The organism is Rugamonas rivuli (assembly GCF_009380165.1).
Taxonomy (GTDB): Bacteria; Pseudomonadota; Gammaproteobacteria; order Burkholderiales; family Burkholderiaceae_D; genus Rugamonas; species Rugamonas rivuli.
The window spans coordinates 876,727-898,930 of record NZ_WHUF01000001.1; the positions used below are offsets into that span (position 1 = coordinate 876,727).

General features: G+C 64.1%; 22 protein-coding genes. 10 read left to right on the forward strand and 12 right to left on the reverse strand.

Annotated features, from left to right (window positions below; genetic code table 11):
* Window positions 1-43 precede the first annotated feature (43 nt).
* The gene (locus tag GEV01_RS03720) at window positions 44-3,145 is read right to left on the reverse strand and encodes an efflux RND transporter permease subunit (protein WP_152801784.1); all 3,102 of its coding nucleotides are present in this window, start codon (window positions 3,143-3,145) and stop codon (window positions 44-46) included.
* Entirely contained in the window at window positions 3,142-4,266 is a 1,125-nt protein-coding gene (locus GEV01_RS03725; RefSeq protein ID WP_328595427.1) for an efflux RND transporter periplasmic adaptor subunit, read from the reverse strand. Before GEV01_RS03725 ends, GEV01_RS03720 begins: the two co-directional genes overlap by 4 nt.
* Window positions 4,267-4,422: 156 nt before the next feature.
* Here GEV01_RS03725 and hpnC point away from each other — a divergent pair, with 156 nt between their 5' ends.
* Window positions 4,423-5,265: a squalene synthase HpnC gene (hpnC, locus tag GEV01_RS03730; protein WP_152801787.1), complete on the forward strand. Its 843-nt coding sequence runs from the start codon at window positions 4,423-4,425 to the stop codon at window positions 5,263-5,265.
* Between the two features lie 127 nt (window positions 5,266-5,392).
* Window positions 5,393-5,557 carry a hypothetical protein gene (locus GEV01_RS03735; RefSeq protein ID WP_192819897.1) on the forward strand — a complete coding sequence of 55 codons (165 nt, stop codon included), beginning with the start codon at window positions 5,393-5,395 and terminating at the stop codon, window positions 5,555-5,557.
* Here GEV01_RS03735 and GEV01_RS03740 read toward each other — a convergent pair.
* The 3 genes from GEV01_RS03740 to GEV01_RS03750 are packed head-to-tail and all read right to left on the reverse strand — an operon-like array spanning window position 5,546 to window position 6,783.
* Entirely contained in the window at window positions 5,546-5,884 is a 339-nt protein-coding gene (locus GEV01_RS03740; protein WP_152801789.1) for a hypothetical protein, read from the reverse strand. The genes GEV01_RS03735 and GEV01_RS03740 overlap by 12 nt on opposite strands.
* Window positions 5,885-5,941: 57 nt before the next feature.
* Entirely contained in the window at window positions 5,942-6,352 is a 411-nt protein-coding gene (locus GEV01_RS03745) for a VOC family protein (protein ID WP_152801790.1), read from the reverse strand.
* A complete protein-coding gene (locus GEV01_RS03750; protein WP_152801791.1) occupies window positions 6,349-6,783 on the reverse strand; it encodes a VOC family protein in 435 nt (144 codons plus the stop codon). The genes GEV01_RS03745 and GEV01_RS03750 overlap by 4 nt, the downstream gene beginning before the upstream one ends.
* 146 nt (window positions 6,784-6,929) lie before the next feature.
* Here GEV01_RS03750 and hpnD point away from each other — a divergent pair, with 146 nt between their 5' ends.
* The 5 genes from hpnD (at window position 6,930) to GEV01_RS03770 (ending at window position 11,040) form a co-directional block, all read left to right on the forward strand.
* Window positions 6,930-7,763, forward strand: coding sequence for a presqualene diphosphate synthase HpnD (gene hpnD, locus GEV01_RS03755; RefSeq protein ID WP_152801792.1), 834 nt, complete (start codon window positions 6,930-6,932; stop codon window positions 7,761-7,763).
* Window positions 7,756-9,162: a hydroxysqualene dehydroxylase HpnE gene (hpnE, locus tag GEV01_RS03760; protein ID WP_328595428.1), complete on the forward strand. Its 1,407-nt coding sequence runs from the start codon at window positions 7,756-7,758 to the stop codon at window positions 9,160-9,162. The genes hpnD and hpnE overlap by 8 nt, the downstream gene beginning before the upstream one ends.
* Before the next feature lie 116 nt (window positions 9,163-9,278).
* Window positions 9,279-9,416, forward strand: a complete 138-nt coding sequence (locus GEV01_RS30695) for a hypothetical protein (protein WP_008448316.1) — start codon at window positions 9,279-9,281, stop codon at window positions 9,414-9,416.
* 4 nt (window positions 9,417-9,420) lie between these two features.
* Window positions 9,421-10,221: a DUF1700 domain-containing protein gene (locus GEV01_RS03765; protein WP_152801793.1), complete on the forward strand. Its 801-nt coding sequence runs from the start codon at window positions 9,421-9,423 to the stop codon at window positions 10,219-10,221.
* A gap of 12 nt (window positions 10,222-10,233) precedes the next feature.
* Complete coding sequence (locus GEV01_RS03770) at window positions 10,234-11,040, forward strand: head GIN domain-containing protein (protein WP_152801794.1); 807 nt, start codon at window positions 10,234-10,236, stop codon at window positions 11,038-11,040.
* A 4-nt stretch (window positions 11,041-11,044) separates the two neighbouring features.
* On the opposite strand, the gene GEV01_RS03775 is transcribed toward GEV01_RS03770, so the two are convergent.
* Complete coding sequence (locus tag GEV01_RS03775; RefSeq protein WP_152801795.1) at window positions 11,045-12,280, reverse strand: TIGR03862 family flavoprotein; 1,236 nt, start codon at window positions 12,278-12,280, stop codon at window positions 11,045-11,047.
* Window positions 12,281-12,319: 39 nt separating this feature from the next.
* Between GEV01_RS03775 and GEV01_RS03780 the strand changes: the two genes are divergently transcribed.
* Window positions 12,320-12,571: a hypothetical protein gene (locus tag GEV01_RS03780; RefSeq protein WP_152801796.1), complete on the forward strand. Its 252-nt coding sequence runs from the start codon at window positions 12,320-12,322 to the stop codon at window positions 12,569-12,571.
* Window positions 12,572-12,580: 9 nt separating this feature from the next.
* Here the strand turns inward: GEV01_RS03780 and moaD are convergent, their stop codons facing one another.
* From moaD to kbl, 6 genes are all read right to left on the reverse strand, one after another.
* Window positions 12,581-12,835, reverse strand: coding sequence for a molybdopterin converting factor subunit 1 (gene moaD / locus GEV01_RS03785; protein ID WP_152801798.1), 255 nt, complete (start codon window positions 12,833-12,835; stop codon window positions 12,581-12,583).
* Window positions 12,835-14,055, reverse strand: coding sequence for a molybdopterin molybdotransferase MoeA (locus tag GEV01_RS03790; RefSeq protein ID WP_152801800.1), 1,221 nt, complete (start codon window positions 14,053-14,055; stop codon window positions 12,835-12,837). The genes moaD and GEV01_RS03790 overlap by 1 nt, the downstream gene beginning before the upstream one ends.
* 2 nt (window positions 14,056-14,057) lie before the next feature.
* Window positions 14,058-15,536 carry a threonine synthase gene (gene thrC / locus GEV01_RS03795; RefSeq protein ID WP_152801802.1) on the reverse strand — a complete coding sequence of 493 codons (1,479 nt, stop codon included), beginning with the start codon at window positions 15,534-15,536 and terminating at the stop codon, window positions 14,058-14,060.
* A gap of 134 nt (window positions 15,537-15,670) precedes the next feature.
* Entirely contained in the window at window positions 15,671-17,074 is a 1,404-nt protein-coding gene (locus GEV01_RS03800) for an L-serine ammonia-lyase (protein ID WP_152801805.1), read from the reverse strand.
* Window positions 17,075-17,105: 31 nt separating this feature from the next.
* Entirely contained in the window at window positions 17,106-18,077 is a 972-nt protein-coding gene (locus GEV01_RS03805) for an NAD-dependent epimerase/dehydratase family protein (protein WP_070267079.1), read from the reverse strand.
* A gap of 26 nt (window positions 18,078-18,103) precedes the next feature.
* Window positions 18,104-19,309, reverse strand: coding sequence for a glycine C-acetyltransferase (gene kbl / locus GEV01_RS03810; RefSeq protein WP_152801807.1), 1,206 nt, complete (start codon window positions 19,307-19,309; stop codon window positions 18,104-18,106).
* 160 nt (window positions 19,310-19,469) lie between these two features.
* On the opposite strand from kbl, the gene GEV01_RS03815 reads away from it, so the two are divergent.
* Both GEV01_RS03815 and GEV01_RS03820 read left to right on the forward strand, forming a co-directional pair.
* Window positions 19,470-20,045 (forward strand): helix-turn-helix domain-containing protein, encoded by a 576-nt coding sequence (locus GEV01_RS03815; protein WP_008448302.1) that lies wholly within the window; start codon window positions 19,470-19,472, stop codon window positions 20,043-20,045.
* A 93-nt stretch (window positions 20,046-20,138) separates the two neighbouring features.
* Window positions 20,139-22,187, forward strand: coding sequence for a G1 family glutamic endopeptidase (locus GEV01_RS03820; protein ID WP_152801809.1), 2,049 nt, complete (start codon window positions 20,139-20,141; stop codon window positions 22,185-22,187).
* Window positions 22,188-22,204: the final 17 nt, after the last annotated feature.

Below are 22,204 nucleotides of genomic sequence, written 5' to 3' on the forward strand. Positions count from 1 at the left end.
GCGGATTCCGGGCACGGAATCCGCCGTTGTTTTCCATCCTTGACTAAGCGACGGGACGGGTTTGTGGTTTTTTAACCCTGAACCAGGCGGCGTACAAAGCCGGCAGGAACAGCAGCGTCAGCGCGGTCGCCAGGATCAGGCCGCCCATGATGGCCACCGCCATCGGTCCCCAGAACACCGAACGCGACAGCGGGATCATCGCCAGCGCCGCCGCGGCGGCCGTCAGGATGATGGGGCGGCAGCGGCGCACCGCCGATTCGACGATCGCGGTCCACGGATCGTGGCCGGCCTTGATGTCCTGCTCGATCTGGTCGACCAGGATCACCGAGTTGCGGATGATCATGCCGAACAGCGCGATGATGCCCAGGTTGGCCACGAAGCCCAGTGGACGGCCCAGCACCAGCAGCGCCATCGCCGCACCCGCCACGCCCAGCGGGCCGGTCAGGAATACCAGCAACGCCCGCGAGAAGCTGTGCAGCTGCAGCATCAGCAAGGTGAAGATGATGAAGATCGCCAGCGGCAGGTTGGCCGCGATCGACGCTTCCGCCGTGCCACTGTCGGCCGCCGCACCCTTGACGGTGATGGCGTAGCCGGCCGGCAGCTTGTCGCGCAGCTCCTTCAGCTTCGGATCGACCTGGCCGGACACGGTCGGGCCCTGGATGTTGTCGACCACGTCAGACTGCACGGTGATCGCCCATTCGCGTCCTTCGCGCCACACCACGCCCGGCTCCCACACGAAGTGGGCGCGGGCCAACTGGCTGATCGGCACCGACTTGCCGCTGGCGGTCGGGATATTCGTATCATTCAGGATCGAGATGGTGTTGCGCTCCTCGATAGGCTGGCGGATTTGAATGTCGATCAGCTTGATGTCCTCGCGGAACTGGCCGATCGTGGTGCCCGACAGGATAGTGTTCGCAGCCCGCATCACGGTCTGCGAGGTCACGCCCAGCGCGCGCATCTTGTCCTGGTCCAGGTCGAGGCGCAGCACCTTGATCGATTCATTCCAGTTGTCGTTGACGCCCAGCGTGTTCGGATTGGCGCGCATGATGTCCTTGACCTGGTCGGCGATGGCGCGCACCTTCTCCACCTCGCCGCCCGTCACGCGGAACTGCACCGGATACGGCACCGGCGGCCCGTTCGGCAGCAGCTTGACGCGGCCGCGCACTTCCGGGAAGTCATGCTTGAAGACGTCGACGATCTTGTCGCGCAGCGCCGAGCGGGCATGCAGGTCTTTCGGCAGCACGACGATCTGCGACACGTTAGTCTGCGGGAAGATCTGGTCCAGCGGCAGGTAGAAGCGCGGCGAACCGGTGCCGACGTAGCTGGTCACGCTGACCACGCCTTCCTGCTTGCGGATGAAGGCTTCGAACTTCTTGACCTGTGCCTCGTTGGCGGCGAAGGTCGTGCCTTCCGGCGTCCACAGCTCGACCATCAGTTCGGGACGGCTGGAATCCGGGAAGAACTGCTTCTCGATGAACTTGAAGCCGTACACGCCCAGCGCGAAGATCACCAGCGTGGCGACGATGGTGGTCTTGCGGAACTCGACGCACCAGTTGACCACGGCGCGGAACTTGCGGAAGCCCGGCGTGTCGAACAGGTCGTGCTCGCTGCCGCCCTCGGCGTGCGGCTTGACCTTCAGCAGCACGTAGCCGATGTAGGGCGTGAACACCACCGCCACCACCCACGAGATCACCAGCGCCAGCGCGTTGACCGAGAACAGCGAGAAGGTGTACTCGCCGGCCGCCGATTTGGCCAGGCCGATCGGCAGGAAGCCCGCCACCGTGATCAGCGTGCCGGTCAGCATCGGGATCGCGGTCGAGGTGTAGGCGAAGGTGGCGGCGTCGAAGCGCGACATGCCCTCCTCCATCTTGCGCACCATCATTTCGACGGCGATGATGGCGTCGTCCACCAGCAGGCCCAGCGCGATGATCAGCGCGCCCAGCGAAATCTTGTGCAGGTCGATGTCCAGCATGCGCATGCACAGGAAGGTCACGGACAGCACCAGCGGGATGGTCAGCGCCACCACCAGGCCGGGGCGCACGTCCAGCCGCAGCTTGGGTTTGCTGTGCAGGCCCAGCGCGACGAAGCTGACGGCCAGCACGATCAGCACCGCTTCGATCAGCGTGTGCACGAACTCGCCCACCGAAGCCTTGACGGCCTCAGGCTGGTCGGACACGCGCTCCAGCTCGATACCGACGGGCAGCTTGGCCTTCATCGCGGCCACGGTCTTCTCCATGTGCTTGCCGAGCTGGATGATGTTGCCGCCCTTTTCCATCGACACGCCCAGGCCGATCACTTCCTTGCCGTTGAAGCGCATCTTGTTACCCGGAGGATCCTGATACAGCCGCTTGATGGTGGCGAAGTCGCCCAGGCGGAAGGTGGTGCCGTTGGCGCGCAGCTCCAGCTCTTCCAGATCCTTGACAGTCTTCAGCGCGCCGGTGACGCGCACTTGCAGGTTGTCGGTCGGCGTCACCAGCACGCCGGTGGCTTCCACCGTGTTCTGGGTGGCGATCTGGTTGGCGATGGCTTCGATCGGTATGCCCAGCTGCGCAAACTTCTTGTGCGAGAACTCGATGTTGATCTTCTCGTCCTGCACGCCGAACAGCTCGACCTTGGACACCAGCGGCACGCCCAGCAGCTGCTGGCGCACGAAGTCGGCGTAGTCCTTCATCTCGGCGTAGGTGAAGCCGTCGCCGGACAGCGCGAAGATAGAGCCGTAGGTATCGCCGAATTCATCGTTGAAGAACGGCCCCTGCACGCCCGGCGGCAAGGTGCCGCGGATGTCGCCGATCTTCTTGCGCACCTGGTACCAGGATTGCGCCACTTCCTTGGGCGGCGCCGATTCGCGCAGCTTCAGGATGATGGTGGTTTCGCCCGGCTTGGAGTAGCTGCTGATCTCGTCGATGTCCGGCGTTTCCTGGAGCTTTTTCTCCAGCTTGTCCGTAACCTGCTCGGCCATTTGCAGCGAGGTCGCGCCCGGCCAGTTGGCCCGCACCACCATCGCGCGGAAGGTGAACGGCGGGTCTTCATCCTGGCCCAGGTTGGAGTAGCTGAGCATGCCGCCTATCAGCAGCACGGCGATCAGGTAGCGCGTCAGCGGGATATGCTCCAGTGCCCAGCGTGAGAGATTGAATCCGTCCTTCATTTGGCGGTCCCCGCAACAACCGGAGCCGTCGGCAAATCGTTACCGAGGATCTTGACCTTCTGGCCCGGCTTGAGCAGGTTGACGCCCGCCGTCACCACCGTCTGGCCGGCCTTGACGCCGCTGCCCAGCACAATATCGTTGCCGGCCGCGCCGGAGATCGTCACCGGCACCAGCTTGACCACGCCGCCGTCCACCACCCACACGGACGAGGCCGATTTCTCATAGTACAGCGCCGTCAACGGCACCTTGATCTGCGGCGTCGCGGTCTTGGAGGCGAACTGCACCACGGCCGTCATGCCCAGCTTGGCTTCGGCCAGCGAGTCGGGGATGGATACCTTGACGGTGTAAGTACGGGTGGACGGATCGGCCACCGGCGAGATCTCGCGGATCTTGCCGGCCACCGTGTTCTTTGGGTCGGCCCACAGGCGCACCTGCACGTCCGGCACGCGGCGCAGCGTCTCGACCTTGTCTTCCGGCAGGCCGATGACGATTTCCTTCTCGCCCTGGCGGGCCACGCGCACCACCGGCGTGCCCGGCTGCACCACCTGGCCGACTTCGGCATCGACCGCTGTCACCACGCCGTCAACATCGGACACTAGACTGGCGTAGCCGGCCTGGTTGGACTGGCCGCGATAGGCAGCCTGCGCGGCGTCGACATTGGCTTGCGCCGCCTTGTAGGTCGAATCCTTGGCGTCCAGCACGGCCTGGCTGACGAAGTTCTTGCTGCGCAATTCCTGATAGCGCTTGAGTTCGGCCTTGGCCAGGTCGCGGTTGGTCTCTGCGGCGCGCAGGCCGGCCAGCGCCTGGGCCTGGGACAGCTGCAAGTCCTGCGGATCGAGCTGCATCAGCACTTGGCCATGTTTGACCAACGTGCCGACGTCGACCTTGCGGGTGACGATCTTGCCGCCGACGCGGAAGCCCAGGCGCGATTCCACGCGGGCGCGCACTTCGCCGGAAAACTCGGCGTTGACATCGACGTCGCTGCTGGCGAGCACGATGGCGCGCACCGGGCGGATGTCTTCGGTTTTCTCGACGGGCTTGGAACAGCCGGCCAGCACGGCGGCGGCCAGCACGCTAAGTATGAGAGGGGAAATCTGACGCTGTTTTTTAAAGGCGACCACGGTGTATTCCTTTAGCTTGCTCTGGAGTGTAGATGGCACTACTATTACGGCTCGGAAATTAATGACTTTCCGTTAATTTATTATATGCCGAGCAAATCCGTTTGCAAATGACTTTCGCGTCATTAATTTTTAAAATTTTGCTTTGGGCCCTGTTTTATGTCGGTAGATCACTACGAAAATTTCCCTGTTGCATCAATTTTGCTGCCTGGCCGCTTGCGGCCGGCGGTGGAAGCGATCTACGCCTTCGCCCGCAGCGCCGACGATCTGGCCGACGAAGGCGACGCCACGCCCGAGCAACGCCTGGCCGCGCTGAACGCCTACGAGGCCGCGTTGGACCGCATCGAGGCCGGCGCCACCGACCACGAGCCGATGTTCGAACGGCTGGCCCAGGTGGTGCGCGCGCATGACCTGCCGCTCAAGCCGCTGTACGAGCTGCTGTCGGCGTTCAAGCAGGATGTGCTGGTGAGCCGCTACGCCACCTACGACGCGCTGCTGGACTACTGCGCTCGCTCGGCCAATCCGGTCGGCTTCCTGATGCTGCATCTGTACGGCCAGGCCGACGAGGAAAATATCCGCGACTCCGACGCCATCTGCACCGCGCTGCAGCTGATCAACTTCCTGCAGGACGTGGCGATCGACATCCACAAGGAGCGCATCTACATTCCGCTGGAGGATTTGAACCGCTACGCGATCTCGCCGGCGGCGCTGGACCACGCCAGCGCCCGTCCGCGCTGGCGTTCGATGATGAAGTTCGAGGTGGACCGCGCCCGCGCGCTGATGCTGAGCGGCGCACCGCTGGCGCTGCGGCTCAAAGGCCGCATCGGGTTCGAGCTGCGCATGGTGGTGCAAGGCGGGCTGCGCATCCTGGATGCGATCGAGGCCGCCGAATACGACGTCTTCCTGCATCGCCCCAAGCTGAGCCGGCGCGACTGGCTGGGCATCTTCTGGGCCGCCGTGCGCATGAAAAAACAGATGAAAACGGTGTTCAGCGCCGCCTGAGGCGGAGATAGAATAGCCGCGCACGATTAAATCGTTGCCGCTGCACAATTACCCCGCTCCGTGCTACCTTCGCAGAAAATGGAGAGGTGGCATCATGGAAACGATAGACCGGTCGTCGCGACCGGATATGGAAACATCGAAGGTGGTGGAATTGGGCGTCAACCTGCTGCAAAGCCGGGGCCGCGCCTTTGCGTCGGAATTTTTGGTCCGCAGGAATATCCCGTTCAGCGTCATCGTCCGCGTGCTGTCGGACCCGCCGGGGCGCCGCCGCGCCCTCGGTCTACGGCGCTAGCGCAGCATTGGCGTCCAGCGGCGCCGGTGGCGTGCGCGATTGCTTCAACACCGACTCGCGCAGCGCGGCCGCGTCCGTCACCGAGATCGCCGTCTGGCAATTGACCCACTCGTTGGACATCTGCCACTCCTGATAGTCGCGCGCGCTCATCCGGCGCTGCTCCTGCTCGTTGAGCTGGTTGCAGCGGTTGGCCACCTGCGTGGCTTCCTGCAGGTGCTTGGCGTAATACGTCGCGGACTTCATCTGCACATCGATTTCCGCCGGCGCGCGCCCGCATCCCCACAAGGCGGGAACAAGCATCAGAACGGCGGCATACGAAGCATTCATACAGATCATCTCCAGGGAAACGTAACATATTGTATCCTTGAAGATGAGTATCCGTCATCACGCTTGCGCTGGCGCACCTTTCAGTTCGACCACATTGCCTTCCGGATCGGTGAGATAGATCGACGGCCCCTCCCCCTCGGCGCCGTAGCGCGACTCCACCTGGCCTGCCGTCACGCCGTGCGCCGCCAGGTGGGCGCGGATGGCCGCCTCGCCGAAAGGCTCGACGCGCAGGCAGAAGTGGTCCATATTGCGGCCTTCGGCGCCGGGCGGAGCGCCACCCATGCGCCCCAGCTTGCCGTCGACCGGCACCAGGTCGATCAACGAGCTGCCGGCGCGCAGTTGCACCAGCCCGATGGCGTCCTGCCGCCGCTCGATCGTACAGCCCAGCGCGCCGCAGTAAAAGGCCAGCATGCGCTCCAGGTCGACGATGCGCAGCACCAGATGGTCAATTTCGCGAATTTTAATCATGCGTACATCTCATTCAACAGGCGCTGCATCTCCTCGCCTGAAACCTCTTTCTTATGCGTGGCGATGGTCCAGGTATTGCCAAACGGGTCCATCACCCGCCCCTCGCGGGTACCGAAGAACATGTCGCCGACCGGGCTCAGCTGCTGAGCACCTGCCGCCAGCGCGCGGGCGAACACCGCATCCGCATCCGCCACATAAATCTGCGCCAGCAACGGCTGCTCCGGCCAGCCCTCCATGGATTCGCCCAGGTTGATGCGCGAATCGCCTATCTTCAGTTCGCAGTGCACTACTTTGCCATCGGGCGTATGCAGACGCAAGACCTCCTCCGCGCCGAACACCTCCTGGTAAAACACCACCGCGCCCGCCACGTTGCGGACAATGCTGTTCGGTGTGATCGTATTGGCCCCCTGCGGCCGGCCTTTGTTATCCATGACAGTCTCCTTAGCGAGTGAGCAATCTTGCCAATTTAGGAACTGGGAACTGTACTCCAATCCTGCTCGCTGTGGCGACAGTGGCCCACATTGTTACACTTAACCTATAGAATAGCGGCTTCGATGTCATCCTTGCTTTTTTATCCATGTCTCCCGACGACTACTGCCAGCAAAAGACCGCCCAGAGCGGCTCCAGTTTCTACTACAGCTTCCTGTTCCTGGCGCCGGAGCGCCGCCGCGCAATCACCGCCCTGTATGCCTTTTGCCGCGAAGTCGATGACACCGTGGACGAGTGCACGGACGAGTCGATCGCCCGCATCAAGCTGGCCTGGTGGCGCAAGGAAATCGCCAATATGTACGAAGGCCAGCAGACCCACCCGGTAACGCTGGCATTGCAGCCGCACCTGGCGCCGTACAACTTGCAACAGCAACACCTGCAAGCCATCATCGACGGCATGGAAATGGATCTGAACCAGACCCGCTACCTCGACTACACGGCGCTGAGCAAGTACTGCTGGCACGTGGCCAGCGTGGTGGGCATCCTGTCGGCCAGCATCTTCGGCGCGACCAAGCCGGAGACGCTGCAATACGCGGAAAAACTGGGCCACGCCTTCCAGCTGACCAACATCATCCGCGATGTCGGCGAAGATGCGCGCAAGGGCCGCATCTACCTGCCGGTCAACGAGCTGCAGCAGTTCAACGTCACCGCCGCCGACCTGCTCAACGCGCGCCACACCGAGAACTTCGAGAAGCTGATGGCTTTCCAGGCCGCCCGCGCGCAAAAGGTCTACGACGAAGCGTTCGCGCTGCTGCCGAAGGAAGACCGCCGCGCCCAGCGCCCGGGCCTGATGATGTCCGCCATCTACCGCACGCTGCTGACCGAGGTGGAGGCCGACGGCTTCCACGTGCTCACGCAGCGCATTTCTCTGACGCCTATCCGCAAGCTCTGGCTGGCGTGGAAGACCTACATTCGTGGCTGAGCAAGTGCAGGACAAGCGCGCCGGCAAGTGCGAGCCGGGTCTGACCTCCCGTTCGGTCGCGGTGATCGGCGGCGGCTGGGCCGGTTGCGCGGCGGCCGTGGAAATGGCGCGCGCCGGCTACAAGGTCACGCTGTTCGAGGCGGCGCGCACACTGGGCGGCCGCGCACGCCGCATCGAGACCGACCACCGGCATCTGGACAACGGCCAGCACATCCTGCTGGGCGCCTACAGCGCCACCCTGCGCTTGATGAAGCTGGCCGGCGTCGACCGCGAGCAAGCCTTGCTGTCGCTGCCGCTGCAAATGCGCTACCCGCCCGGAACCGGCGGCATGGACTTCCTGGCGCCGCGCCTGCCCGCGCCGCTGCACCTGGCGCTGGCGCTGCTGCGCGCGCAAGGCCTGGAGCGCGCCGATAAACTCAGCCTGGCGCGCTTTTCCACCACCGCGCGCTGGATGGGCTGGCGCCTGCATACCGATTGCAGCGTAACCGAGCTGCTGGAACGCTTCGACCAGACCCCGCGCCTGATCCAGCTGATGTGGCGCCCACTGTGCCTGGCCGCGCTGAACACGCCGCCGGAGCGCGCCTCCGCGCAGGTCTTCCTCAACGTGCTGCGCGACAGCCTGGGCGCCAAACGCAGCGCCTCGGACATGCTGCTGCCGCGCGCCGACCTGTCTGCCCTGCTGCCCGAGGCGGCGGGCGCCCTCGTCGAAGCGCACGGCGGCTCGATCCGCACCGGCGCCAAGGTGCGCGCGCTGCGCTCCATCGAAGGCCGCCTGTGGCAGCTCGACATCAGCGGCGCAGCCGTGGGCGGCAACTGGAGCACCTATTTCAGCGGCGTGGTGCTGGCCACCGGCGCCAGCCAGGCGGCGGCCCTGCTGCACGAGATCCCGGATTGCGACACCAGCGCCGTCTGCAGCCAGCTGACCGCCTTCGAGCCGGAAGCCATCACCACCTGCTACCTGCAATACGATCCGGCGACGCGGCTGGAGCTGCCCTTCTTCGCCCTGCTGGACGATCCGGACAACTACCAATGGGGCCAGTTCGTGTTCGACCGCGGCCAGCTGGACGCCGGCCAGGCAGGCCTGCTGGCGGTGGTCATCAGCGCCTCCGGCAGCGCCGCGGAGCAAAGCCAGGATCTGCTGGCCGAAGCGGTCGCGGTCCAGCTGGCGGTGGCCTTCCAGCGCCCGGAACTGGGACGCCCGCAGTGGTTCAAGGTCATCACCGAAAAGCGCGCCACCTACGCCTGCACGCCGGGGCTGGCCCGTCCGGCCAACGACATCGGCCTGCCCGGCCTGGCCATCGCCGGCGACTACACCGCCGGCGACTACCCGGCCACGCTGGAATCGGCGGTCCGCAGCGGCGTCGCCGCTGCCGCGCTGCTCAAGGGGGCTGCCTTCTAGTCCCCCTTTTTTGTCGCCTGCCCCGCTATTTATGCAGCCTGTCACATGCCGATGGCATCCGGGCGAGCGCTTGCGTACAGTAGCATCATCGACAAAAGACAATAATTGGAATCAACATGAACCTCGCCCTCAGCCTGAAAACCCTCGCCCTGGTCGCCTTCGTCGCGGCCAGCACGGTCGCCATCGTGCAGACCAAGCCGGTGGCGGAGAGCGCGATGGCCGTGGCTCACAACAGCGCAACATTAGGTATTTGATATCATGAACAAGCAGGCATACCTCGACGCGCTCAAACAGGCCATGCAGGGACTGCCCCCGGAAACGGTGGCCAAGACCCTGGCCTACTACGAGCAGCGCTTCATCGACGGCCTGGTGGCCGGCCGCAGCGAGGCTGAGGTCTACAAGGAACTCGACGAGCCGCGCAAAGTGGCCATGACGTTGCGCGCCAACCTCCACCTGAACGCCTTCGAACAGAAGAAAACCCCGGTCAACCTGGCCCGCGTGATGGTCTCCTTCATCGGCCTGGCGATCTTCAACCTCTTCATGGTGATCCCGGCGATGGTGTACGCCTCGCTGCTGGGCGCCGTCTACATCTCGGCCTTCGGCTTCTACATCGGCGGCGTGGCCCTGGTGGCGAGCGGCCTGTCCGGCCAGAACGAACTGGCGCTGGAAGGCCCGCTGCGCCACGTGATGGAGTTCACCAACGCCCACTTCGACTCGCCGGAGCAGCAACAGGAGACCGAAGGCTGGCGCATGGCGATCAACAGCATGGGCGTCCAGATCAACAAGGAACCGGACGCCCAGGACAACAGCAGCTCCGGCGACGAAAACCTGAGCCGCAGCGGGCGCCTGCTGAACCGCGCCGAGGCGGTGGCCACCGGCGATCTCCACATCACCACGGATTTCGACAGCGGCGCCCGCACCAGCCAGTCGCTGATCGGCTTCGGCCTGATATTGGGCGGGATCGGCCTGTGCCTGATCAGCATCGTCGCCACCCGCTACACCCTGATCGGCCTGAGACGGTATGTCGCAATGAATGTGTCCCTGCTTCGCGGACGCTAAGGAGTCATGAACATGCGCGCTTTATTAAAAATCGGTACCAGCCTGCTGCTGCTGTCCTTCGTCCTGATCGGCATCAGCTACAGCATGTTGAAGGCCTACGGCAGCACCAGCCCGACCAGTGCGGCCGGCCGCGCCCTGGGCAGCGAAACCCGCAAGATCGACGCCATGGCCACGGCCATTGAGCTCAACGGCCCGATAGACCTGATCCTGATCCAGGGGCCGGTGGCCTCGCTGAAGGTACGCGGCGAACAGCGCTCGCTGGCCAATATCGAGACCATCCAGGATGGCCGCGACCTGCACATCGGCACCAAGGGCATGCTGCTCAATCCGCGCCATCCGCTGCAGGTGGAGCTGGTGCTGCCGCAGCTGGAGGAACTGGCGGTGCGCAGCAGCGGCGACACCAAGGTCTCCGGCTTCAGCGGAGACAAACTCGACTTGCAGCTGCACGGCTCCGGCAATGTGAACTTCACCGGCCGTTATCGCGAACTGAACGCCAGCGCACACGGCAGCGGCCATCTGAACCTGAACGCGGGCAGCAGCGAGAATGTGGAACTGGAGCTGGTGGGTTCCGGCCAGATCACCTCGTCCGGCAGCTGCAAGTCGCTGACCGCGGAGCTGACCGGCTCCGGCGACCTCGATGCGCGCCATCTGGCGTCGGAAAAAGTGACGGTCAACCTGAAGGGTTCAGGCACCAGCCAGGTCTTCGCCAAGCAGTCGGCCGACCTGACCTTGCGCGGCAGCGGCGATATCCGCGTGATGGGCAATCCCGACAACCGCAACGTCAGCCGCACCGGTTCGGGCGACGTGACCTGGGAATAACGATCTAGCTGCGCGCCAGCCAGGCCAGGACATCGCGTCCTGCTGCCTGGCCGCCGGCCAAACAGGCCGTCAGCAAATAGCCGCCGGTCGGCGCCTCCCAGTCGACCATCTCGCCGGCCACGAACACGCCCGGCGCGGATTTCAGCATCGTCCCTTCCAACGCATCCCAACGCACGCCGCCGGCGCTGCTGATCGCTTCGTCGATCGGGCGTGGGCGCAGCAGCCGCACCGGCAGGTGCTTCATCGCCTGCGCCAGCTGGCCCTCGTCCGCGTACTGCTCCTTGCTCAGGCATTCGCGCAGCAGGCCGGCCTTCACGCCCTTGATCCCCAAACGGCTTTGCAGATGGCTGGCCATCGAACGCGCGCCACGCGGCCGCGCTACTTCGTCCGCTACGCGTTGCGCCGTCAGGTCGGGCAGCAGGTCGAGATAGATCGTGGTGAAGCCGTCGGCGGCGATCTGGTCGCGCAAGGCCGCCGACAAGGCGTAGATCAAGCTGCCCTCGATGCCGCCCTGGGTGACGACGAACTGGCCCTGCTTGCGGAAGGACTTGCCATCCGCGCCGGTCGAGACGATGGCGACGGTGGTCAGCGGCTCGCCTGCGTGACGGCTGCTGAAATGCTCGCTCCAGGCGACGTCGAAGCCGCAGTTGGCCGGCGCCAGCGGCGCCACACCCGCGCCGCGCGCCTCCAGCAAAGGCACCCAGGCGCCGTCGGAGCCCAGTCGCGCCCAGCTGCCGCCGCCCAATGCCAGTACTACCGCGTCGGCTTGCACCAGCAGCTCGCCGTCAGGTGTGTTCAGCACCAGCGCATCGGCGCGCCAGCCCAGCCAGCGGTGCCGCATGTGGAACTGCACGCCGCTCTCGCGCAACCGGTGCAACCAGGCGCGCAACAGCGGCGCTGCCTTCATATCGGTCGGGAACACGCGGCCGGACGTGCCGACAAAGGTATCGACGCCCAATCCATGCACCCAGTCCCGCACATCCTGGGGGCCGAACGCGTCCAGCATGCCGCACAGCGGCGCCGAACCCTTGCCGTAGCGCGTGACGAAGTCCGCATACGGCTCGGCGTGGGTGATGTTCATGCCACCGCGCCCGGCCAACAGGAACTTGCGGCCGACCGACGGCATCGCGTCATAAACATCGACACGCGCCCCGCCCTGCGCCAGGGTTTGAGCGGCCATCAGGCCGGCGGGGCCGCCGCCGATGACGGCAACGCGAAAAGGTGTCAAACTAGACTGCATGCATTCGGTCCGATATGAGACATTGTTAGAGGAGACATGATGGGCGCGACATTCTGGATGAAACGCTATTTACAGGCCGCGGTGCCCTTGTTTGCGATACTGGCGGCGGTGGAATGGATCAAAGGCTCGACCACGCGCGAAGACTATCTGAGCGCCGCCGTCTGGGCGCTGGCCGCAGCCGGTATTTTCACCTATGCCGCCTGGCGACGCTATCGCAACGCCAAGGCCTGCGGCATGTGCGACGATTTGGCCGCCGCACGCAACGCCAGCGCCAAGGTAAAAAAACCTTGAGCCGCTACTTTAGCCGCCGGTGACCGGCGGGAAGAACGCCACTTCGGCGCCGTCGGCCAACGCCGCATCGGCGCCGCACATCACCTGATTGCAGGCCATGCGCAGAGCCGGATTACCCAGCGCCTGCTGCCAAACCTCGCCGCGCGCGGCCAGGTGGGCGCGCAAGTCACCCACGGTACCGACACCAGCCGGCAGCTCCAGCGTCTCGGACGACGCGCCCAGCGCCTCGCGCACGCTGGCGAAAAATTTTACAGTAACAGCCATTAGTACATTAACTCGCTAAACGGTATAAATCGAACCGTGTCGCCGGCGGCGATGGTCTGGCCCGGCGGATTATCGATCACGCCGTCGCCCCACACCGTCGACGTCAAAACGCCGGAACTCTGGTTGGTGAACAGTTCCAGGCCGCCGGCGGCATTGATGCGGGCACGCAGGAACTCATTGCGCTTGTCCGCCTTCGGCCAGTTGAAATCGGCGCGCATCGCGAACGAGCGCGGCGCCAGCCCTTCCGTCACACCTTGCAGGCGCAGGAGGAACGGACGCACAAACATCAGGAAGGTGATAAAGCTCGACACCGGATTGCCCGGCAGGCCGACAAAGAAGGCCTTGCCCACCTCGCCGAACGCCAGCGGCTTGCCCGGCTTGACGGCGATCTGCCACATATTCAGCTTGCCCTCCGCCTCGACGGCGGGCTTGATGTGATCCTCCTCGCCGACCGAAACGCCGCCGGAAGTGATGATCAAATCATGCGCCTGCGCGCATTCGCGCAGCACCGAGCGCGTGGCCTCCAACGAATCGGGCACGATGCCGAAGTCGGTAATCTCGCAGCCCAGGTTTTCCAGCAGCGCGCGCAGCGTGAAGCGGTTGGAGTTGTAGATGGCGCCAGGCGCCAGCGGCTCGCCCGGCATCGTCAGCTCGTCGCCGGTGAAGAACACGGCCACGCGCAGCTTGCGCTTGACCGGCAATTCGGCCAGGCCGACCGATGCAGCCAGTCCCAGTTCCTGGCTGCGCAGGCGCGTGCCGGATGGCAGGATCACGCTGCCGTTGGTGATGTCCTCGCCGGCGCGGCGTATCCATTCACCGGACTTCGGCGCATGGCGTATCGTCACCAGATTGCCCACCAGTTCGCACTGTTCCTGCATCACGACTGCATCCGCGCCCTCGGGGATCAGCGCGCCGGTGAAGATGCGCGCAGCGGTCCCCGGCAGCAAAGGCTGGCCGACATGGCCGGCCGGGATGCGCTGCGACACAGTCAGCGCCGCGTTACCGCTGACGCAATCGGCGGCGCGCACCGCGTAGCCGTCCATCTGCGTATTGTCGCGGCCCGGCACGTTCATCTCCGACACCTGCGCCTTTGCCAGCACGCGGCCATTGGCCGTCAGCGTAGGCACCACTTCCACATCGGTCAGCGGACGCGCGGCGGCGGCCATCAGGGCCAGCGCTTCGCTGACCGCCAGCAGGGGCTTGGATTTGTACTCGCTCATTTTTACAGGCCGGTATTCGCAGCGATGTAGGCTTTCATCTTCTCCACGTCCGGCGGCATGACGACGAACTTCTGCGGCAGGTCTTCGATGTTCTCGAAGCCTTCCGGACGTTCTGCGTCCTCACCCAGCGCGTCGAGGATGGTTTCGTTGAACTTGGCGGCCAGCGCGGTTTCCAGCACGATCATCGTCACGCCTGGTTCCAGGTGCTCGCGCGCGACCTTGATGCCGTCGGCGGTGTGGGTGTCGATGACGATGCCGTAGTCGTCGGCCACGTCGCGGATGGTGTTCAGGCGGTCGTCATGGGTGGATTTGCCGGACTTGAAGCCGTACTTCGCCACCAGTTTGAACTCGTCGCCGTCGGCGCCCGGTTTGCCGGACAGGTCGAAACCGCCGTGGGTTTCCACTTTCTGGAACAGCGCGCGGGTGCGGTCGCCGTCGCGGCCCACCAGGTCGTAGATGAAGCGCTCGAAGTTGGACGCCTTGGAGATGTCCATCGACGGGCTGCTGGTGTGGTACGTCTCGGACGACTTGCGCACGCGGTACACGCCGGTGCGGAAGAACTCATCGAGCACGTCGTTTTCGTTGGTGGCGGCGACCAGCTTATCGATCGGCAGGCCCATCATGCGGGCGATATGGCCGGCGCAGATATTGCCAAAGTTCCCCGACGGGACGGTGAACGACACCTTCTGGTCATTCGACGTGGTGGCCGACAGGTAGCCACGGAAGTAGTACACCACCTGCGCCACAACGCGCGCCCAGTTGATCGAATTGACGGTGCCGATCTTCTGCTTGGCCTTGAACGGCAGGTCGTTGGAGACTGCCTTGACCATGTCCTGTGCATCATCGAACACGCCTTCGATGGCGATGTTGAAGATATTCGGGTCCTGCAGCGAGAACATCTGCGCGGTCTGGAAGGCGCTCATCTTCTTGTGCGGCGACAGCATGAACACGCGGATGCCTTGCTTGCCGCGCATTGCGTATTCGGCGGCGCTGCCGGTATCGCCGGAGGTGGCGCCGAAGATGTTCAGCTGTGCGTTCTGCTTGGCCAGCGTGTACTCGAACAGATTACCGAGCAACTGCATCGCCATGTCCTTGAAGGCCAGGGTCGGGCCGTTGGACAGCGCCTGCAATACCAGCTTGGTGCCGTTTTCGCCCTCTTCCAGCACGCGCAGCGGCGTGATCTGAGATGCTTTTTCGCCTTTGCGGGCGTTCTTGTAGACTTCCTTGGTGTAGGTCTTGGCGGTCAGCGCGCGCAGGTCGGCTTCAGGAATATCGGTCGCGAACTTCTTCAGAATCTCGAATGCCAGATCGGCATAGGACAGCTGGCGCCAGGCATCGAGCTCGGCGCCGGTCACTTGCGGATAGGCAGTCGGCAGGAACAGGCCGCCGTCGACGGCCAGGCCACCCAGAAGGATGTCGGAGAATTGTTGGGAAGACGAAGCGGCGGCCGATGCGGCGGCGCGGGTAGACACGTATTGCATAGATTAGAAAGTCCGGTTGAGCTAACGGCTAAAAGGCAGAACGGTACGAAGCGAGCGGATATTATAGTGCGCCCGGCCGATTCCCGTAAAATCCTGTTGTTTTGCCATCACCCAAGCCGGACTTTCCCGGCGTATCAGCAGGCTGCGTGGTTCACCGTAATGACGTGGATAGCCAGGCCGCCCAGCGACGTTTCCTTGTACTTGGCCTGCATGTCGGCGCCGGTCTGGCGCATGGTTTCGATCACTTCGTCGAGGCTGACGAAGTGGGTGCCGTCGCCCTTCAGCGCCAGCGAGGCGGCGGTGATCGCCTTGACCGCGCCCATGCCGTTACGCTCGATGCACGGAATCTGCACCAGGCCACCGATCGGGTCGCAGGTCATGCCCAGGTGGTGCTCGATGCCGATTTCGGCCGCGTTCTCGATCTGGGCGTTGGTGCCGCCCAGTGCCGCCACCAGTCCGGCCGCCGCCATCGCGCAGGCCACGCCCACTTCGCCCTGGCAGCCGATTTCCGCGCCGGAGATCGACGCATTACGCTTGCACAGCATGCCGATGGCGGCAGCCGTCAGCATGAAGTTGCGCACGCCGGTGACAGGATCGCTAGGCTTGCAGTCTTCCGCGTAGTAGCGCAGCACCGCAGGGATGATGCCGGCCGCGCCATTGGTCGGCGCGGTGACAACACGCCCACCTGCTGCGTTTTCCTCGTTGACCGCCATCGCGTATAGGCTGACTTGGTGCAGCGCATCGTGCGGCAGGTCGTTGGCGCGGTTGTCGGAAGCCTTGGCGTCGCTGGCCTGTTTCCACAGATTCGCGGCGCGGCGCTTGACGTTCAAGCCGCCCGGCAGCTGGCCCGGCGTGTCCAGGCCATGGGCGATACAGTCGCGCATCACGTGCCAGATCTTGTCGATGCCGGCGTTGACTTCCTCGTCGGTGCGCTTGACGTTTTCGTTCGTGCGCAGCATCTGCGGAATGGTCAGGCCGGTGCGCTCACCGTGGGCCAGCAGCTGGTCCATCGTATCGAAGGCGAACGGAATCTCGGCGGCCGGCGCGCTGCCCACCGTCGGCGCGGCCTGATGGGCCTCGCCCTCCTCTTTGATGAAGCCACCGCCGACCGAGTAGTACACCTTGCTGAAGGTGCTGCCGTCGGCGCGCGTCAGCGTGAAGCGCATGCCGTTCGGGTGCTCGGCCAGCGACTCGGCCATGTGGAACACCAGGTTGACGCCGCGCTTGAACGGCACCTTGTGGGTGCCCAGCAAACGCAGTTCGCCCGCCTGCTCGGCCTGCGCCAGCTGGACGTCGACGTTGGTCGGCACCACGTCCTGCGGGGTTTCGCCCATCAGGCCGAGGATCACCGCCTTGTCGGTCGCGTGGCCGACGCCGGTCAGCGCCAGCGAACCATACAGCTCGGCGGTGACGCCGGTGACATCGTCCAGCGGAGCGCTATCGAGCAGAAAACGGCGTGCCGCCACCATCGGCCCCACGGTGTGGGAACTCGACGGCCCGATGCCGATTTTAAACAGGTCGAATACGCTCATGTCCATCAGATGTCTCTCTTTTTTATAGTGTGTTGAATTACGCTGCTTTGCCCAGGTGGACGTCGACGTTGGCCAGCATGTCGGCCACCATCTCGTCGACGCCGATGCGGGCTTTCCAGCCCCAGTCCGCGGTCGCGGTGGCGTCGTCCAGGCTTTGCGGCCAGGTGTCGGCGATGGCTTGGCGGCTGTCCGGCTTGTAGCCGATCTTGAAGTCCGGCAGTGCGCGGGTGATCGCGGCGGCCAGTTGTTCCGGGTTGAACGACACGCCGGCCACATTGTAAGCGGAACGGACCTTCACTTGTGCTGCCGGCGCGTCCATCAGTTCAATGGTGGCGCGGATAGCATCGGGCATGTAGATCATCGGCAGCGTGGTCTGCGGGCCGAGGAAGCACTCATAGCGTTCACCGCGCAGCGCCGAGTGGAAGATGGCGATGGCGTAGTCGGTGGTGCCGCCGCCCGGTGGCGACTTGAAGCTGATGATGCCTGGGTAGCGGATCGAACGCACGTCCACGCCGTACTTGATGAAGTAGTACTCGCACAGGCGCTCGCCTGCCAGCTTGCTGATGCCGTAGATCGTGGTCGGGTCCATCACCGTGGTTTGCGGCGTGTTGACGGCCGGCGTGTTCGGGCCGAAGGCAGCGATCGAAGAAGGCCAGAAGATGCGCAGCGGCTTGCCGATGGCGCCGCGTTCGCGCGCCACTTCCAGGATGTTGAGCAGGCCGTCCATGTTCAGCGTCCAGGCTTTCAGCGGCGCCGCTTCGCCGGTGGCCGACAGCATCGCCGCCAGCTGGTAGACCTGGGTGATGCCCTCGTCGGTGACCAGCGCCGACAGCGCGACCTTATCCAGCACGTTGAGCGTGGTATAGCGCGCCGCGTTGTACAGATTGGTCGGGCTGATGTCGGCGGCGATGACGTTCTGCGCGCCGTGTTGGGCGGCCAGCGCTTCTACCAGCTCGCTGCCGATCTGACCATTGGCGCCGATAACGAGGATGCGTTCTTGAGTGTTCATATTATTGTTCCTGACGATTTTCATGTTTAGTTCTTCAGCAGGCCGAGTTCATGGCCTGCCTGTTCGAATGCTTTGAGCACGGTTTCCAGCTGGGCGCGGGTGTGGGCCGCCGACAGCTGGACACGCACACGCGCCTGGCCCATCGGGACCACCGGGTAGAAGAAGCCGCTGAGCAGAACGCCCAGCTCATACATTCGTGCCGCGAATTTCTGCGCGACGGGCGCATCGAACAACATGACAGGAACGACAGGGTGCGTACCCGGCTTGATGGTGAAGCCGATACGCTCGATCTCCTTGCGGAAGAAGGCGGTGTTTTCGTGCAGGCGGTCGCGCAGTTCGGTCGATTCCGACAGCTTTTGCAGCACGGCCAGCGAGGCGCCTGCGATCGATGGCGCCAGCGTGTTCGAGAACAGGTAAGGACGCGATTTCTGGCGCAGCATGTCGATCACTTCCTTGCGCGCCGAGGTGAAGCCGCCCATCGCGCCGCCCAGGGCCTTGCCCAGGGTGCCGGTGATGATGTCGATGCGGCCCATGACGTTGTGGTGCTCATGCGTGCCGCGGCCGGTCGCGCCCATGAAGCCGGAGGCGTGGCATTCGTCGATCATCACCAGCGCGCCGTATTTGTCGGCCAGATCGCAGATCTTGTCCAGCTGGGCGATGGTGCCGTCCATCGAGAACACGCCGTCGGTGACGATGACTTTATGGCGCTTGCCGGCGGCCGCTTGCAGCTGCACTTCCAGGTCTGCCATATCGTTATGGGCATAGCGGAAGCGCGCGGCTTTGCACAGGCGGATGCCGTCGATGATCGACGCGTGGTTCAGCGCATCCGAGATGATGGCGTCGTTTTCGTCGAACAGCGGCTCGAACACGCCGCCGTTGGCGTCGAAGGCGGCCGCGTACAGGATGGTGTCTTCGGTGCCGAGGAACTTGGAGATCGCCTGCTCCAGCTGCTTGTGCACGGTCTGGGTGCCGCAGATGAATCGTACCGACGACAGGCCGTAGCCGTACTTCTCGGTCGCATCGATGGACGCCTGCGCCACCCACTCCTGGCCGGACAGGCCCAGGTAGTTATTGGCGCACATATTGATCAGCATTCGACCATCCTCGCTCGTCACTTCCGCGCCCTGGCGCGAAGCCAGAACGCGCTCTGGCTTGTAGAGGCCCTGCTCGCGCAACTGGTCGAGGTTCTGTTGCAGGCCGCTGAAGAAGGTGGTTTTTGCTGGAATGGTCATGATGGGTCCCTGTCTGTGGTACGATTTCACTGCGTTATACGAAATCCGTTATGTCGAACTCAAATTCAATATATCGAATATTACAGAACACCAGTGAACTGCGCAAGCCATCAACGCGCAGCGATTCACTTGAAATTTAGCCCATCTGCCGAATAAAACAATGAATACTCCCGTTTCGACGAATGCACCTCCAGAAGTCGGCGCAGCCCTGCAGCGGCTGCGCCTGGCCCGTGGCCTGACGCTGGAGGATTTGTCCCGCATCGCCGGCGTCTCCAAATCGATGCTGTCCCAGATCGAGCGGGAAAAGGCGAATCCGACCATCGCCATCACCTGGCGGCTGGCCAACGCGCTGGGCGTGCAGATCGGCGAGCTGCTGGCGACGGCCGAGAGGCAGACCGAGACCGTGCGCGTGATCGAGGCGCACGAGATCCCCACCCTGCCCGGCCATCACGCCGGTTATGTGCTGCGCATCCTGGGCCCGCTGGAGCTGGCCAGCAAATACGAGTGGTATGAACTGACGCTGGTGCCGGGTGGCGAACTGGCCTCGCAGGGCCATGATCCCGGCGCGCAGGAGCACCTGACGCTGCTGCACGGTTCGGTGGAGGTGGAGGTCGGCCCCGACAAGAAGAAGGTAAAGCTGGGCAGCACGGCGCGCTACCCGGGGGACCAGCAGCACATCATCCGCAACGTCGGCAAGACCGAGGCGAAGGCGCTGCTGGTGGTGATACACCGCTGATCCCTTGCATGGGAAGGTCATACGATATTCCTTGACCTTCGCGCATTGTTTACTAACATGTAAAACTTAGTGTTTTTACATCGGGAGTATCCAATGCCACTCGCCCCCAAGAAACCCTACACCCTCCTCGCAAATACCAACCTCTCCGGCGTCAAGGCGATCCAGTGGTTGACGCCCGTAGCCGATGCCCATGCAAGTCACTCGGAAGCCATTGCGAACGAACTGCTCGCCGGGCCGCTGGGCCACGCAAACAGGCACGTCGCCGCGCTGCGTCAGCGGCTGCTCAGTCGCGTGTGGCCGGATAACGCGCGCATAGTCCCCCATCTGGTGCCGCAGATCGGCGTCACCCATCTCCTGACGCCGCCGAAACGCATCTCCGACACCGCATACACCTCCAACAATTGGGCTGGCAGCACCATCCCGGGAACCTGGGCGCACGCCGTCGGCATCTGGAGGGTGCCGGTAGTGACTGTTCCCTCAACCCCAGCCGGGACCGACGGCGGCTGGGACTCCTCGTCCTGGGTCGGCATCGACGGGGCCTACGGTTCCAACGATGTGCTGCAGGCGGGCGTCCAGCAATCCGTCGGCGCCGACGGCTCCACCACCTACGTCGCCTGGTACGAATGGTTCGCGCCGAAGGTGAATGGGTCGCCGGACTACATCTACCAGACCAACATCGAGAACATGCCCATCGAACCGGGCGACGAGGTGTTCGCCGGCGTGCACTACCAGAACGGCCAGGGCTACGTGATGTTCGGTAATGTCGACCGGGGACGCTACTTCAGCATCCAGCTCGCTCCGCCGCCCGGCGCTTCGTTCAACGGCAACAGCGTGGAGTGGATCGTCGAGGCGCCGAACACCGGCGAACCCGATACGTCCCTGCCCCGATTCACTCCGGTCAAGTTCCTGGCGGCGATGGGTTCCGATGCGAACGGCACCGCCAGCGCCGACCCAAAAAACGGCGACTCGACCAACATCGTCGCGTTCGGACGGCCGTTGACCAACGTTGACCTGGCAACCGATGCGCTCACGGTAGCCTATCTGGATTCGGGATTCTTCGCACTCCCCGGCGCGGCCGTCTTCGACCACGAGAAGCAGCAGATCGCGGCGGTATCGCGCGCACCGGGCAATCTCGACCTGTTCGTGATCGGCTTCGACAATCACGTCTGGACTACGTTCTGGAACGACCGCACCGGCTGGAACGCCGACTGGTTCCCGCTGCCAGGCCAGGCGGTATTCGACCGCGAGCGCCAGCAAATCGCGGCGGTATCGCGCGCGCCCGGCAATCTCGATCTGTTCGTGATCGGATTCGACAACCGCATCTGGAGCACTTTTTGGAATGACCGCACCGGCTGGAACGCCGACTGGTTCCCCCTGCCGGGCCAGGCGGTATTCGACCGCGAACACCAGCAGGTCGCGGCGGTCTCACGCGCACCGGGCAATCTCGATCTGTTCGTGATCGGCTTCGACAACCACGTCTGGAGCACCTTCTGGAATGACCGCACAGGCTGGAATGGCGAATGGTTCCCGCTGCCAGGCCGCGCGGTGTTCGACCACGAGAAGCAGCAGATCGCGGCGGTGTCGCGCGCACCGGGCAATCTCGACCTGTTCGTGATCGGTTTCGACAATCACGTCTGGAGCACGTTCTGGAGCGACCACACCGGCTGGAACGCCGACTGGTTCCCGCTGCCGGGCCAGGCGGTATTCGACCGCGAACACCAGCAGATCGCGGCGGTGTCGCGTGCGCCGGGCAATCTCGACCTGTTCGTCATCGGCTTCGACAACCGCGCCTGGAGCACCTTCTGGAACGACCAGACGGGTTGGAACCGCGACTGGTTCCCCTTGCCCGGCAATGCGGAGTTCCATCGCGAGAGGCAGAAACTCGCCGTGGTATCGCGCGCCCACGGCAATCTCGACCTGTTCGTGATCGGCTTCGACAACCACGTCTGGAGCACGTTCTGGAACGACCACGCCGGCTGGAACGCCGACTGGTTCCCGTTGCCGGGCCAGGCGGTGTTCGATCGGGAGCACCAGCACATTGCGGCCGTGTCGCGCGCGCCGGGCAATCTCGATCTATTCGTCATCGGCTTCGACAACCATGTGTGGAGCGATTTCTGGAACGATCGGGTGGGCTGGAACTGAGCCGGTGTTTTAAGCTA